At 52.4% G+C, this 14,743-nt stretch carries 16 protein-coding genes; 5 read left to right on the top strand and 11 right to left on the bottom strand.

The window, feature by feature from the left end; genetic code table 11:
* Positions 1–3: 3 nt before the first annotated feature.
* Positions 4–1,632, bottom strand: coding sequence for a long-chain-fatty-acid--CoA ligase (locus J4E70_RS09130; RefSeq protein ID WP_213888797.1), 1,629 nt, complete (start codon positions 1,630–1,632; stop codon positions 4–6).
* Between the two features lie 195 nt (positions 1,633–1,827).
* Between J4E70_RS09130 and J4E70_RS09125 the strand changes: the two genes are divergently transcribed.
* Entirely contained in the window at positions 1,828–2,727 is a 900-nt protein-coding gene (locus J4E70_RS09125) for a DMT family transporter (protein WP_246531683.1), read from the top strand.
* A gap of 32 nt (positions 2,728–2,759) precedes the next feature.
* On the top strand, positions 2,760–3,407 hold the full coding sequence (locus J4E70_RS09120) for a sulfotransferase family 2 domain-containing protein (RefSeq protein WP_213888795.1): 648 nt from the start codon (positions 2,760–2,762) through the stop codon (positions 3,405–3,407).
* Between the two features lie 33 nt (positions 3,408–3,440).
* Here the strand turns inward: J4E70_RS09120 and J4E70_RS09115 are convergent, their stop codons facing one another.
* The 7 genes from J4E70_RS09115 to J4E70_RS09085 form a co-directional block, all read right to left on the bottom strand.
* Positions 3,441–5,645 carry a 3-hydroxyacyl-CoA dehydrogenase NAD-binding domain-containing protein gene (locus J4E70_RS09115; RefSeq protein ID WP_213888794.1) on the bottom strand — a complete coding sequence of 735 codons (2,205 nt, stop codon included), beginning with the start codon at positions 5,643–5,645 and terminating at the stop codon, positions 3,441–3,443.
* A gap of 71 nt (positions 5,646–5,716) precedes the next feature.
* A complete protein-coding gene (locus J4E70_RS09110) occupies positions 5,717–6,928 on the bottom strand; it encodes an acetyl-CoA C-acetyltransferase (protein ID WP_213888793.1) in 1,212 nt (403 codons plus the stop codon).
* Between the two features lie 12 nt (positions 6,929–6,940).
* Positions 6,941–7,573: a glutathione S-transferase family protein gene (locus J4E70_RS09105; RefSeq protein WP_213888792.1), complete on the bottom strand. Its 633-nt coding sequence runs from the start codon at positions 7,571–7,573 to the stop codon at positions 6,941–6,943.
* 28 nt (positions 7,574–7,601) lie between these two features.
* Positions 7,602–7,814, bottom strand: a complete 213-nt coding sequence (locus J4E70_RS09100; RefSeq protein ID WP_213888791.1) for a hypothetical protein — start codon at positions 7,812–7,814, stop codon at positions 7,602–7,604.
* A 61-nt stretch (positions 7,815–7,875) separates the two neighbouring features.
* Entirely contained in the window at positions 7,876–9,654 is a 1,779-nt protein-coding gene (locus J4E70_RS09095) for an acyl-CoA dehydrogenase C-terminal domain-containing protein (RefSeq protein ID WP_213888790.1), read from the bottom strand.
* Between the two features lie 19 nt (positions 9,655–9,673).
* Positions 9,674–10,063, bottom strand: coding sequence for a MerR family transcriptional regulator (locus tag J4E70_RS09090; protein ID WP_213888789.1), 390 nt, complete (start codon positions 10,061–10,063; stop codon positions 9,674–9,676).
* A 129-nt stretch (positions 10,064–10,192) separates the two neighbouring features.
* The gene (locus J4E70_RS09085; RefSeq protein WP_213888788.1) at positions 10,193–10,573 is read right to left on the bottom strand and encodes a MerR family transcriptional regulator; all 381 of its coding nucleotides are present in this window, start codon (positions 10,571–10,573) and stop codon (positions 10,193–10,195) included.
* A gap of 177 nt (positions 10,574–10,750) precedes the next feature.
* On the opposite strand from J4E70_RS09085, the gene J4E70_RS09080 reads away from it, so the two are divergent.
* The 3 genes from J4E70_RS09080 to J4E70_RS09070 are packed head-to-tail and all read left to right on the top strand — an operon-like array spanning position 10,751 to position 13,006.
* Entirely contained in the window at positions 10,751–11,197 is a 447-nt protein-coding gene (locus J4E70_RS09080; protein WP_213888787.1) for a PaaI family thioesterase, read from the top strand.
* Entirely contained in the window at positions 11,194–11,700 is a 507-nt protein-coding gene (locus J4E70_RS09075; RefSeq protein ID WP_213888786.1) for a PaaI family thioesterase, read from the top strand. Before J4E70_RS09080 ends, J4E70_RS09075 begins: the two co-directional genes overlap by 4 nt.
* Complete coding sequence (locus J4E70_RS09070) at positions 11,693–13,006, top strand: MATE family efflux transporter (RefSeq protein WP_213888785.1); 1,314 nt, start codon at positions 11,693–11,695, stop codon at positions 13,004–13,006. Before J4E70_RS09075 ends, J4E70_RS09070 begins: the two co-directional genes overlap by 8 nt.
* Here the strand turns inward: J4E70_RS09070 and arsC are convergent.
* Genes arsC through J4E70_RS09055 form a run of 3 tightly spaced genes read right to left on the bottom strand, consistent with a single transcriptional unit; the run spans position 13,003 to position 14,734 of the window.
* Positions 13,003–13,344 (bottom strand): arsenate reductase (glutaredoxin), encoded by a 342-nt coding sequence (gene arsC, locus J4E70_RS09065; RefSeq protein ID WP_213888784.1) that lies wholly within the window; start codon positions 13,342–13,344, stop codon positions 13,003–13,005. The two genes, J4E70_RS09070 and arsC, sit on opposite strands and share 4 nt — an antisense overlap.
* On the bottom strand, positions 13,341–14,399 hold the full coding sequence (locus J4E70_RS09060) for a quinone-dependent dihydroorotate dehydrogenase (protein ID WP_213888783.1): 1,059 nt from the start codon (positions 14,397–14,399) through the stop codon (positions 13,341–13,343). The genes arsC and J4E70_RS09060 overlap by 4 nt, the downstream gene beginning before the upstream one ends.
* A complete protein-coding gene (locus J4E70_RS09055) occupies positions 14,396–14,734 on the bottom strand; it encodes a DUF952 domain-containing protein (protein ID WP_213889085.1) in 339 nt (112 codons plus the stop codon). The genes J4E70_RS09060 and J4E70_RS09055 overlap by 4 nt, the downstream gene beginning before the upstream one ends.
* Positions 14,735–14,743: the final 9 nt, after the last annotated feature.

Raw genomic sequence — 14,743 nt, 5'->3', positions numbered from 1 at the left:
TGATCAGAGCGATTTAGCAGAGTTCCTGAGTTCAAATTTCTGAATCTTCCCAGTAGAAGTTTTGGGCAATTCTTTGAAAATCACTTTCTTCGGGGTTTTAAACCCTGCGAGCCGTTCCCGGGCGAATGCGATAATCTCTGCCTCATCTGCATCTGTGCCTTCTTTCAATTCGATAAAGGCGCAGGGGACTTCCCCCCATTTCTCGTCGGGTTTCGCGACAACTGCACAAAGCAGAACTGCGGGGTGGTGCATCAATGCGCCTTCAACTTCGACGGACGAAATGTTTTCACCCCCAGAAATAATAATATCCTTGGCGCGATCAGCAATTTGTAAAAAACCGTCCGGGTGTTGAACCGCAATATCACCGGACCGGAAATACCCGCCGGTAAAGGAGTCTTCTGTAGCTTCGGGATTTTTCAGGTAACCCTTCATAACTGAATTGCCGCGAACAGCGATTTCTCCCTGTGTTTTGCCGTCCATCGGTACTTGTCCAGTTTCCGGGTCAAGCACGGTGATATCTTCCATCATCGGCATCGCGACACCCTGGCGTGCCTTGATTGCTGCTTGTTCTGCCTGATCAAGATTATCCCAGGAATCATGGTTCCAAAGGCATTCTGTTATGTGGCCATAGGTTTCTGTCAGCCCGTAGACATGCACAACGCTAAAGCCGAGTTGTTCTATTTTTGAAAGCGTGGCGGCGGCCGGAGGAGCACCTGCTGTAAAGACATTCACAAGGTGATCAAAGCTGCGCCGTTCATCGTTTTTAGCATTGACCAACATATTCAGTACGATTGGGGCACCGCCGAAATGCGTGACCCCTTCATCAGCTATAGCGTCATAAATTGCCTTGGCTGATACGTCGCGGCAACAGACCAAAGTGCCGCCCACCAATGGCATCATCCAGGTGTGGTTCCAGCCATTGCAATGAAACAGGGGTACAATGGTTAAGTATCTGGGATAAAGTACCATTTTCCAACTGATCACGGTACCCATTGTCATAAGGTAAGCACCACGATGATGGTAGACGACACCTTTAGGTCGCCCTGTAGTGCCAGACGTATAATTCAGTGCAAGGCTTTCCCATTCATCCTCTGGCATGATCCATTCAAAGTCCGGGTCCCCGGAAGCAAGAAGATCTTCGTACTCTGTGTAGGTGCCCGAAGCAGGTAAGCCCGCTTGCTCATCTGCGATTTCGATGATTGTAGGAGCCGGGCCTTCCATTGCTTCGCATGCCGAGACGGCGAGCGACAAGAACTGAGGATCCACCAGCACAACCCGTGCGCCGCCATGATCGAAAATGTAGGAAACCGTATCAACCTCAAGTCGGGTGTTGATCGTGTTAAGAATGGCCCCACAAGCAGGTACGCCAAAATGAGCTTCGGCCTGTGCAGGTAAATTCGGGATCAGTGTGGCAACCACATCACCGGGCTTTACACCCAGCTTTTGCAGAGCAGAGGCGAGCCGTGTCGCGCGCTCATAATATTCGCGATAGCTAAAGCGGCGGTTACCGTAGACGACAGCCTCGCGGTCAGAGAAGACTTTCGCAGCGCGCCTGAGATGTGACAACGGTGTCAGCGGCACATAGTTTGCCGCACACTTACCCAGCCCACTTTCGTCTTGCATCCAACCCATGGTCTCCCCCCTCAAGTTAGCTTTCGCCTTAGTAATGCGCTCGTTCCAGCAATTTGCAATGGGTAACAACGCGAATCTTTAAATGTCAGACAATTGAGGTTCTGCCAATAGTTTTCTTGCTGCTGTTTGAAAATGCGTTGCCGGGGCAATCTGACCTCGTTAGCTGTTTCTATACGATATCTTTTAAGGGTGAGTATGGAACAGCAACAGACATTGAAAGCGGCAGGTGCAGTTCTGGTCGCTATGGCTGTTCTCGGCATTATCGACAATTATGTAACCGTCATCGCGGAAGATGCAGGGTTGTGGCAGTTCCATGCCCTCCGCACGTCGATGGCGCTACCCGCCTTGTGGATATTGGCAATGTTTCAAAGGCAATCACTCTGCCCCGAACGAATAGGCCCGGTTGCTGTCCGCAGTTTTCTGACGGGAACCGGGCTATTGATTTATTTTGGGTGTCTTGGGTTTTTGTCGGTCAGTCAGGCGGCAGCAGGCGTCTTTACGGCGCCGATTTTTGTTCTGGTTTTTTCGGTTCTGTTTCTGAAAATGCGTATTGGTTTTTGGCATATAGTTGCGATGGCCATCGGCTTTTCCGGTGTTCTTTTGGTTTTGCGCCCTGATCTGACGACAGGGTCTTTCACGACACTTATACCGGTTGCTGCGGGTGCTCTATACGCACTGGGTATGATGGTCACGCGGCAGAAATGCGCACAGGAAAACACATTAACACTGTTGGCGGGCTTCTTCCTTGTTCTAGGCATTTGGGGCGTTTTGGGGCTTGTCGCTGTTTCGTTTTTCCCGGTTGCCGACGCGCCGGAAACTGCGGCATTTGTCACACGAGGCTGGGATGAAATAACACCCAGATTTCTGTTCTGGACCTTTGTGCAGGCTATCGGGTCAATTTTTGCCGTTGGGCTAATCACTTGGGGGTATCAGAAAGGCGAGACATCTTATGTTGCGATATTTGAGTATTCGCTGCTCATTTTCGCAGCAATATGGGGCTGGCTGCTTTGGGGGCAAACTCTTGATACATTGGGTCTTGTTGGAATTGCGATGATCATTATCTCGGGTGCCGTGATTGCGCTGCGCGCGCGCTAGCTTTTGTTCTTTTATTTCGCTAGCACTCATTCATGATTATTTCGCGCGGTAGACGCTATATATTTATCCATATCCCCAAGACCGGTGGCACCTCTATGGCGCTGGCACTTGAGACGCGCGCGATGAAAGATGACATCATGCTGGGGGATACGCCAAAGGCGGTAAAGCGGCGTCATCGGGTAAAAGGGGTGCCTACTTCAGGGCGACTTTGGAAACACTCTCGGCTGGCAGGCATCTACGGGCTGGTAACGCAGGAAGATGTTGAAAATTTCTATATCTTTACGATGGTGCGTAACCCCTGGGACAGATTGGTCAGCTATTATCGCTGGCTAAGGGTTCAGACTTTCAAGCACCCGGCGGTTACACTGGCAAAAGTCCATAATTTTTCGAATTTCTTAAACCACGCCGAAACGAAATCCAGCATCAGGCGCGAGCCTTACGGCTCCTACGTACGGGACGCGAATGGGGTAGAACGATGTGCGTTGTTCGTGCGGTTGGAGCACCTTGAGCAGGACTTGAATCCCTTGGAAAGCCACCTTGGCTTTGCGATGCGCCCTTTTCCCCAAACCAACGCATCTAAAAGGGAACAAGACTATCGAACAGTATACTCTGACCAAGATGCAGAGTTGGTTCAAACTCTTTGCAGTGAAGATATCAGGCGGTTTGGATACGCGTTTTGAAAGGGCCGAAGAAACCTCCGGCCCTATTCATTCTCAGGCTGCTTTTTGATTTGCGCCAAAACGCTCATAAAAGCTTTCATTCTTTGCAGCCATGTCGTGCAAAAGTTTGGGAGCCGTGAACCTTTCGCCGTGAGAGGCTGTGAGTGACTCGCAAATCTCTACCGCGCGGGGTGCTCCGATCATGTCGAGCCAGCTGAATGGCCCGCCGGACCACGGGGCAAACCCCCAACCTAGGATCGCGCCAACGTCACCTTCACGAATGTCCATCAGAACGCCTTCTTCCAGCGCCCGAACAGCCTCAAGCACCTGTGCGAACAGCAGGCGGTGCTGGACTTCTGTCAGGTCTGGCTGCGTGTCTGACAGCGAATATTTTTCACCAAGACCTTCCCACAGACCGGTGCGTTTGCCCTTGTCGTCATAGGCAAAAAAGCCTGCATTAGCCTTGCGCCCCAACCGGCCCGCGTCCGCCATCCAGAAAAGCACTTCGTCTACGGTGTCATTTGGATAATCTGCACCCATCGCTGCTTTGGTTGCTTTAGCAATTTTCACGCCCAGATCGATCGATGTTTCGTCGGTAAGCTGAAGCGGTCCAAGCGGCATCCCAACCATTTTGGCCGCATTTTCAATCAATGCCGGTGCAACGCCTTCCGTCACCAGACGAATACCTTCGTTGATGTAAGGAATGATGCAGCGGTTGGCGTAGAAGAACCGCGCATCGTTGACCACGATGGGGGTCTTGCGAATTTGCCGAACAAAGTCGAGCGCCTTGGCAACTGCGCGGTCGCCTGTTGCTTTGCCTTTGATGATTTCCACCAGCAACATCTTGTCGACGGGGCTGAAGAAATGGATGCCGATAAATTGTTCAGGGCGTTTTGACGCTTTGGCCAGATCTGTGATCGGCAATGTTGATGTGTTCGTGGCAAAAATTGTGTCTTCTCCAACGATTTCCTCAATCTTTTTAGTAACTTCTGCTTTAACGCCGATATCCTCGAACACTGCCTCGACGATCAGATCACAGCCCTTTAGGGCGCTATAATCGGTTGTCGCGTTGATCAGCGAAAGGACGACTTCTTTCTTTTCTTCGGTTGCCTTTTTACGGGCAATACCCTTGTCCATATAGGCAGTCGTGTAGGCTTTACCTTTGTCCGCTGCCTCTTGTTTAGCGTCAATCAGAACAACTTTGATCCCGGCAAGTGCCGAGACAAGCGCGATGCCTGCGCCCATCATACCCGCGCCAATCACGCCGACTTTGCTGACTTTTTCGTCAGCAACAGCAGGGCGGTTCGCGCCCTTTTCAAGCGCCTCTTTGTTGATGAAAAGGCTTCGGATCATCGCGCTTGAACTTGGGTTCATAAGCACATTTGTGAACCAGCGGGCCTCAATCTTGAGCGCTGTATCAAATGGCACCATCGACCCTTCGTATACCGCAGAAAGCAGGGATTTTGCCGCAGGGTAAACACCCATCGTTTTACCGTGTACCATGGCCGATGCACCAACAAAGGTCATGAAACCAGCAGGGTGATAGGGCGCGCCACCGGGCATTTTGTATCCCTTCGCGTCCCAGGGTTTCACGATGTCCGCATCTTTGGCGTTCAGAACCCATTCCTTCGCCCGTTCAAGCAATTGGTCGGCAGGGACGACCTCGTCCACAACGCCAGCAGCCTTGGCTTTCATCGGGTCATTCAGCTTACCTTCAAGCAAAAGAGGCGAGGCCCCCATCGCGCCAAGTTTGCGTGTAAGACGCATCGTGCCACCAGCACCCGGGAAAATACCAACCATAATCTCGGGCAGGCCGATCTTTGCTTTCTGATTGTCCGCCGCAATAATTCGGTGACAGGCCAGTGGAATTTCAAGACCAATACCAAGCGCTGTGCCGGGCAGGGCAGCGACAATTGGTTTGCCACCTTTCAGGGTTTTGGGGTCCATGCCGGCGCGTTCGATCTTACGCAGGATTGCGTGCATTCCCATTACACCTTCAAACAGGCCCTTCGCTGGGTTGTCACCTTCGCTCTCTTTCATCTTGGCGATGATGTTGAGGTCCATTCCACCTGCAAAGCTGCCTTCTTTACCAGATGTGATGATCACGCCTTTAACAGCATCATCAGCCAAAGCCGTATCAATATGCACTTCAAGGTCTAGAAAACCCTGCTGGTTCATCACGTTCATGGATTTGCCAACCGTGTCCCACGTAATGGTGGCAACACCGTCTGCGTCAACGGAATAAGTAAAATCGGTCATCTTTTCGTCTCCCTTAGTGGGGTCGTCATTCTTGTTTGCGCGAAATCGCGCGTGAAAATGCGAAACGTTTGCTACACGCGCTCGATGATTGTGGCTGCACCCATGCCGGACGCGATACAAAGGGTCGCAAGGCCGATTTCTTTGTCAGACCGCTCCATTTCATCCAGCAAAGTGCCGATGATAATTGCGCCTGTCGCACCGAGTGGATGGCCCATGGCGATGGCGCCGCCGTTTACGTTGACCTTGCTTTGATCCACATCGAACGCCTGCATAAAGCGCAGTACGACAGAGGCGAAAGCCTCGTTCACCTCAAACAGGTCAATGTCAGAGATCGCCATCCCATGATCGCGCAAAATCTTTTCTGTCACCGGCACCGGGCCGGTCAGCATGATGGTTGGGTCAGTCCCGATCTTTGCCGTCGCGCGAATGCGGGCGCGGGGTTTCAGGCCGTGCGCTTCGCCAAACTCCTTGCTGCCGATCAGAACAGCGGCCGAGCCATCGACGATACCAGACGAATTACCAGCGTGGTGAATATGTTTGATCTTTTCTAGATGGGGGTACTTCAGCAGCGCGACTTTATCAAAACCGGGCATCACCTCGCCCATTGCCTGAAAGGCTGGGTTAAGGGCACCGAGCGTCTGCATGTCTGTACCGGGACGCATGTATTCATCGTGATCCAGAATCTTGAGGCCATTCTGGTCCTTGATGGTGACAATAGACTTGTCAAATCGATGATCTTTCCATGCCACGTCAGCGCGATTTTGGGATTGAACTGCAAGGGCGTCAGCGTCATCGCGCGAAAACCCGTATTCGGTCGCGATAATATCGGCTGATATGCCCTGAGGCACAAAGTAGGTCTTCATCGCGAGCGATGGGTCGACAGCAATAGCTGCACCGTCACTGCCCATTGGCACCCGGCCCATCATTTCGACCCCACCCGCGACATAGGCTTGGCCTGCGCCACCTTTGATCTGGTTTGCGGCCAAGTTCACAGCTTCCATACCTGATGCGCAGAAGCGGTTGATCGCAAGGCCTGGAACCTGTTCGTCAAAGTCTGACGCCAGAACCGCAGAACGCGCCAAACAGCCGCCCTGTTCGCCCACTTGGGTAACATTGCCCCAGATCACGTCTTCGATAGACGTTGTATCAAGGTTATTGCGGTCCTTGATTGCGTTCAGAATTTGGGCAGAGAGGCTTACAGAAGTTACCTCGTGCAGGCTGCCATCTTTGCGGCCCTTGCCGCGAGGGGAACGCACAGCGTCATAGATGTAGGCTTCAGACATAGTCTTCCTTTCTTAAGCGCGATCCGCAGGGGAACCGGGCATCAGGTCATAGGGGTGTTTCCAGCCGGGCAGGGCCGCGATGCGGTCAAGCCAGGCGTCAATATTTGGCCAATCGGCGCGGTCAAAGCCGAAGGGTTCTGGGTAAAAGAGATAACCACAGCACGCGAGGTCAGCGATTGTAACACTGTCGCCGACCAGCCAGCTGCGCCCCTCTAGTGCCGCGTTCAACGTGGCATAGGCGGCTTTCAGGCGGGCTTGAAGAAAGGCGATTGCTTCAACCGGGCGTTTTTCTTCCGGTAAGAAATTCATCAAAAACCGGGTTGTGCCCGCTTGCGAAGACAGCTTGTGATTGTCCCACAAAACCCAACGCAGGATTTCACGACGTTGATTGGCAGAACGGCCACCCAGTTTGCCGGATTTTGAACTGACGTAATCCTGTATCATGCCAGATTGCGAGAGTGTCAGATCACCGTCAACCATGACCGGGACTTCACCCATATCATTGAGTTCGCGAAATTCGGGGGTGCGAGCTTCGCCGTTAAAGAAATCGACATAAACCGGCTCCCATTCCAATCCCGAGAGCTCCAAGGTCAGCGCTGCCTTATAGGCATTACCGCTTTCACCAAAACAGTAGAGTTTTATCATCTTTTGCTCCTTCCGAGCGTATTTTGGATCAGCGTTTTCGCGCTTCGAGTTCAGAGTTAAACAGACGCAAGCGGTGCGTTAGGTTGTCAGCGTCCATCACACTGTCGAAATTTTCAAAGAGGAACGAGAGAGCCTCGCCTTCATCCAGCCCAGCCTCACGGGCAAATCGTTTCAGGCGGCGATAGCCATCTTCAGTCATCGCAACAGGAAATCGGCGGGTCAGGCGCAGGCGTTTTGGCATCTCATTCTCCTTTAGGGATGGCCCGACCCATGCGTGGAACACACAGGCCTCTACCCCAATCTTAGAAGGCGTCAGCGTCAAGCGCCATAACGGTTTCGGCACCCGATTGAATGCGCGCCAGATGCATCCCCGTGGCTGGCAAAGCGCGCGCCATGTAGTAGCGCCCAGTTTTTATTTTCGTCTCATAGAAATTGGCGTCTTCAGCGCCGCCTTCAAGGGCCTCCATCGCGGCCTTGCTCATTCGCGCCCACATGAAACCAAGGCACGTATGACCAAAGAGATGCATGAAGTCATAGGATCCGGCGAGCGCTTCATTCGGGTTTTTCATGCCGTTTTGCATGAAGAACATTCCTGCCGCCTGCAAATCTTTTGATGCGGTTTTCAGCGGATCAAGAAAGTCCTTTTTCAAAGCCTCATTGTTTTCGTTTTCTTTGATGAAGCTTTTAATCATGTCAAAGAAGGCCATAACATGTTTGCCACCGTCTTGTGAAAGTTTTCGACCAACAAGATCAAGCGCTTGGACACCGTTTGCACCTTCGTAAATCTGGGTGATGCGCGCGTCGCGGGCAAATTGGCTCATGCCGTGTTCTTCGATGTAACCATGCCCCCCAAAGACTTGCTGGGCCTGTACGGCCATCTCAAACCCTTTGTCCGTCAGAAATCCCTTGATGACAGGGGTCATCAGGCTGACAAGACCTTCAGCAGCTTTGTCGTCAAGCTTGTGGCCCAGATCAATCAGACTTGCACCCCACAACACAAATGCGCGTGCGCCTTCTACAAATGATTTCTGATCCATCAGATTGCGGCGGATGTCAGGATGAACAATCAGCGGATCAGCCGGGCCATCCGGATTTTTTGAACCGGTTACATCGCGTCCCTGCAGGCGGTCTTTGGCATATTCAAGAGCGTTTTGATAAGCCGCTTCCGCTTGAGCGTAGCCCTGCAAGCCGACACCAAGCCGCGCTTCGTTCATCATTGTGAACATGGCGCGCATACCTTTGTGCTCTTCGCCCAGCAGGTAGCCCGTCGCCTCGTCGTAGTTCATCACGCAGGTCGAATTGCCATGGATGCCCATTTTGCGCTCTATATTACCGACCGAAACACCGTTGCGCGCACCAAGGCTGCCATCTTCATTCACAAGGAACTTAGGCACGATAAAAAGCGAAACTCCTTTGATGCCTTCCGGACCGCCAGCAATTTTTGCCAGGACCAGATGGATGATGTTGTCGGACAGGTCGTGATCACCGGCCGAGATGAATATTTTCTGGCCGGAAATCTTGTAAGTGCGGTCGCCCTGTGGCTCTGCCTTTGTGCGCATCAAGCCAAGGTCTGTGCCGCAATGTGGCTCCGTCAGGTTCATGGTACCGGTCCATTCGCAGGACACCATTTTTGGCAGGTAAGTTGATTTCTGAGCGTCAGTCCCATGGGCGTGGATCGCGGAGTAGGCCCCATGAGTCAGCCCCTGATACATGTTGAAGGCCATGTTTGCAGACACAAAGATTTCGCCAACAGCAGTTCCCAGAATGTAGGGCATACCTTGCCCGCCGTACTCAGGGTCACAATCCAAGGCTGTCCAGCCACCGTCTTTCATTTGCTGAAAGGCGTCCTTGAATCCTTTTGGTGTGTAGACAACACCATTTTCGAGACGACAACCTTCCTGATCACCGACAGCGTTCAGAGGGGCAAGAACATCCGAGGCAATTTTTCCGGCTTCTTCAAGCACGGCATTGGTGAAAACAGCCTCAAGCTCGCCGTATCCCGGGACAGCGGACCCAGAAACATTCAGTAGGTCATGTAGTAAAAACTGCATATCTTTTGTGGGGGCGGTGTAGCTCGGCATCCTGTAATTCCTTGCTCGTCTATTCTGGTTTCGTCATAGAAGCGAGCACCTGCTCGCCCCATTTCAACTGGTCTTGAAGGTCATGAATTGCCTCATCCAGTTCTGTTCGCTGGCCAATCATATCGTTCAGACGGTCCTGAGCGGCCTGGTAAACACTGCGCAATTGCATTAAATTCTGGTCTTCCATGCTGTAGAGATCCAAAAGCTGACGGATTTCTTCCAGACTGAAACCAAAGCGCTTACCACGCAGGATCAGCTTGAGACGCGCTCTGTCCCGTTTGGTATAAAGGCGCTTTTGTCCCTGTCGAATTGGGGACAATAGTTCTTTTGCCTCGTAAAACCGAAGCGTACGAGGCGTAACATCAAACGCTTCGCACATCTGACGAATTGTCATTTCCTCGTTCAACATTGCGATTTCCTTTACAAGCCGAGTCGCGCGATCAACTTATTTTACAGGATAACAGCCTGATTGACGTTAACGTAAATGTAACGTCACGTCACTTTTGGTTGTAACGGAACGTCACGCTTAACAAGCAATTCAGGTCAGCGAACTCTCGGTTTCGTCACGCAATTTCTGAAGATCGGAAATGGTGTCCGCCAGTTCATTTTTTTGTTGGTGTAAGGCTTCTAGCTGGCGGTCGGCAAGTTCAACCCAGGCATTAAGCTGCGCCTGTGTTCCATCTTTTTCGTAAATCAAAAGCCACTGGCGAATTTCTTCAAGGCTAAAGCCAAAGCGGCGGCCACGCAGGATCAGCACCATCCTTGCGCATTCCCTTGCAGAGTAGAACCGGCTGCGCTCCACCTTTCTAGGCTGAAGAAGTTCGATATATTCATAATATCGTAATGTGCGTGGCGTTACGTCAAAACGTGCACACATCTCTTTAAAGGTCAGTTCAGCGTTTTCGCTGGCGTCAGCCATTTTATCTACTTCTCTCTCTTCGGTTGAAACTTACGAGCTTAGAGTTCAGAGATCAATCATGCCTATTGTGGAATTCTGGTGCATTGGGTGGCGCGATGCTTAAAGCGGACAGTTAGGGGTTGCGGGGCTGAGCGTGACACCTAATAACTCGTGTAGATCACGAAAAGGTATCTGCATATGTCAGAGATTAACGCAAAACTTGCCCGGCAGTTCATAGAAGCGATACCGCATTCACGCGCGTTAGGGATGGTCGTCACCGGGATCGGTAATGGGATTGCTGAAATCGCGATGGAATATGACATCCGCTTTGTAGGAGATCCGGCAACAGGCGTCATACATGGCGGTGCTGTATCGGCATTAATGGATACCTGCTGCGGCGCCGCAGTGATGAGCCACCCGTCTTCACCCGCTGCAACAGCAACCATCGATCTCAGGATAGACTATATGCGCCCTGCAACCCCGGGGCAGCGCATAACTGCACGGGCAGATTGTTACCACGTAACAAGGAGCGTTGCCTTTGTGCGCGCCACTGCGTTTGACGAAGATACAGAACGTCCGGTTGCCAGCGCCACAGGTGCCTTCACGATAGAAGCCGGGAAACCAGAACAGGGGGATCGAGAATGACAAAGCAACCCGAACCCGTTCAGATCGTAAAACAACGCCGTGATGCTGCGTTGAAGGCGTTGGCAGACGGTGTTCCTTACATCGGGTTTCTTGGTATTGGCTTTGACCGCCGCGGGGATGAACTTACGGCGGTACTGCCTTTCGATCAGAAACTCATAGGCAACCCGTTTCTTCCGGCGATTCATGGAGGAGTGACAGCAGCGTTCCTGGAAGTCACTGCGATTATCGAGCTAAGTTGGTCAGTGCTTTGGAATGAAATCGAAAGCGGCGAGGTTTCCGCGGCAGAGATGGTGGCAGGAAACTATCCGCGCCTGCCTAAAACGATTGACTTTACAGTCGATTACCTACGCAGCGGCCTGCCACGCGATGCTTATGCGCGTGCGCGCGTGAACCGGTCTGGCCGTCGATATGCAAGCGTGCATGTCGAAGCCTGGCAAGACAACCGTTCGCGTCTTTTTGCGCAGGCAACTGGGCATTTTCTGATGCCCAACCGCAATGGCTGAAACCGTCCATCTGACACACAGGCGGGTGCTGAACATCGCGCTTCCAATCGTGCTGTCAAACGCAACGGTGCCGATATTGGGTGCTGTCGATACAGGGGTTGTTGGACAGATCGGACTGGCGGCACCTATCGGGGCCGTTGGGATTGGTGCGATCATCCTGACTGCGCTGTATTGGATTTTTGGTTTTCTGCGGATGGGGACGGTTGGATTGACCGGGCAAGCCTTGGGCTCGGGAGATTCAGACGAAGTTCAGGCAATGCTGTCGCGCGCGCTGATGATTGGTGGAGCCGCTGGTTTCTGCGTCATCCTGATGCAATTGCCGTTGTTCTGGGCAGCATTTCATCTCTCGCCCGCCTCGGCAGAGGTCGAGGGCATGGCACGAAGTTACATGCGCATCCGCGTCTATTCCGCCCCGGCCGCAATTGCGCTTTATGGTATTACGGGGTGGTTGATTGCGCAGGAACGTACGCGGGGCGTTCTGGTGCTTCAGCTTTGGATGAACCTGCTCAACATCGTGCTTGATCTGTGGTTTGTTTTGGGCCTCGATTGGGGGGTGGAGGGTGTTGCCTTTGCAACGTTCCTTGCGGAATGGAGCGGTCTGGGCCTCGGGCTTTGGCTGTGTCGCGACGGTTTTGCCGGTGACGCATGGCGAAGGTTTGACAATGTGTTCAACACCCGGCGGCTGAAACGCATGCTGCTTGTGAACATTGATATTCTGATCCGTTCGCTGCTTCTTCAGGCGATGTTTGTCTCTTTCCTGTTTCTGGGATCGGATTTCGGCGATGTTGAGCTGGCGGCAAATCAGATTTTATTGCAATTTCTTGAAATTACCGCCTATGCGCTAGATGGTTTTGCATTTGCTGCCGAAGCACTGGTCGGGCAGGCGCTTGGCGCGCGGAATCGGCTGCGCCTGCGACGTGCAGCCTTGATATCGAGTTTCTGGAGCGCAATTTGGGTTGTGTTGCTGACGCTGGCTTTCATGCTTTATGGCGGGAAAATCATTGACATAATGACCACCGCGCCAGAAGTGCGTGAAGCTGCGCGCACCTATCTTGGATACATGATCGCGGCACCTGCGCTGGGCATAGCAGCCTGGATGTTTGACGGAATCTTTATTGGTGCAACGCGTACAAAGGATATGCGCAACATGATGGCAATCAGCGCGGTGGTTTACCTGATTTCACTGGCGGTTCTGTTGCCGACGTTTGGAAACCACGGGCTGTGGATATCACTCTTGATCAGTTTTGTTGCGCGTGGTGTCACGCTTGCATTGCGTTACCCTGCGCTGGAACAGGAAGCAGCCTAAAGAATATCCAGAACAGATTCTGGCGGACGACCCATGGCGGCTTTGTTGTTCACAATAACAATAGGGCGTTCAATCAGGGCCGCGTGTTTGGTCATTGCATCGATCAGAATAGCGTCAGAGGCATCAACCTTCAGCTCAAGTTCTTTGAATAGCGCATCTTTCGTACGCATGATATCTGCGGGTTTTGCACTTAAAAGTGTCAGCACAGACCGGATTTCTTCGGCTGAAGGCGTGTCGTTGAGATAGAGCCGTACTTTCGGCTCAATGCCATTTTCCTCAAGCAGTGCAAGCGTTTGACGCGATTTTGAACAGCGTGGATTATGCCATATTTCAATCATAACCAATCCTCTTTTGCGGTGCCGACGGCGTCAGCAACATTTTCAAATCCATCTCGTTCCAGAAGCTGATCAAGCCCGCGGGCAATATCAGCCCCAAGCGACAGACCTTTGTAAACCATCGCTGTGTAAAGCTGTATGGCAGACGCCCCAGCACGGATTTTTGCATAAGCCTGTTCTGGGCTCGAGACGCCACCGACACCAATAAGCGGCAGTTTCCCAGCCGTGATTTCAGAGAGCTTTGCCAAAACGCGGGTGGATTTTTCAAACAGTGGGGCACCCGAAAGACCGCCTGCCTCCACACTGGCTGCGCTTGTTAAACCTTCCCGAGATAGCGTTGTGTTGGTGGCGATGATTGCATCAAGACCAGAGGCGAGTGCAACCTTGGCAATCTCTGACAGTTCACTATCAGAAAGATCCGGTGCGATTTTCAGAAAAATAGGGATGGAACGGGGCAGGGCTTTTCGGGCTGTCATAACGCCGGCAAGAAGACCGGCCAGCGCTTCAGAGCCTTGAAGGTCCCGCAGTTTTTCTGTGTTGGGCGAAGAAACATTGACGGTCGCAAAATCTACATATGGGCCACAATGTTCGAGAACCCGGGCGAAATCTTCAGCGCGATCTTCGCTGTCTTTGTTTGCACCCAGATTAATGCCGGCAACGCTGTTTTTGGGGCGTAAGGCAAGGCGTCGCCCGATGGCCTCCATCCCTTCATTATTAAAGCCAAACCGGTTGATAGCTGCCCGGTCTTCGGTCAGACGAAAAAGCCGTGGGCGTGGGTTGCCGGGTTGTGCATGGGGTGTTGCAGCCCCGACTTCAATAAACCCAAATCCTGCGCGGCTGAGTGGCGCGAGCGCTTCGGCGTTTTTGTCATATCCTGCTGCAAGACCAATTGGGTTTGGCAATTTAAGACCGGCAAGCGTTGTTGCAAGACGCGAGGATGTGACAGCACCGGGCAGCGGTGCGAGGCCAAGCCGCAGTGCTTTGATAGATAGGGAATGCGCGGTTTCAGGATCACAGCGATGCAAGGCCGCAAGCCCAATCCGTTCAATTAGGTTCATAGTACACCTTCTGGAAACATGTGGCTTTTACCATCGCAGGGCAGTGGCTTTACCCAAAGCATTTCGGATAACTGCAACGCGCGATAAAGGTGCGGAAACAACGCCCCACCCCTTGACGGTTCCCATTTCATATCGTCGCCAAAGACGTCGGATTCAAATGCCAGCAGCATCAAGCCGTCAGTATTGGAGAAGTGCTTTGCCGCTGTTTCGACGACTTGTGTGCCCGTGGAGAAATGGATGTAGCCGTCAGAAAGGTCGACCGGAGCACCAGCAGTCCGGCCAGCGCGTTCGAACTCATCCCATTCACTCGCGCGAAAAATCTTAAAAATTAACATGTGGCTGAC

The organism is Pseudohalocynthiibacter aestuariivivens (assembly GCF_018457175.1).
Classification (GTDB): domain Bacteria; phylum Pseudomonadota; class Alphaproteobacteria; order Rhodobacterales; family Rhodobacteraceae; genus Pseudohalocynthiibacter; species Pseudohalocynthiibacter aestuariivivens.
This window is presented reverse-complemented; position numbering and strand designations above follow the sequence as displayed.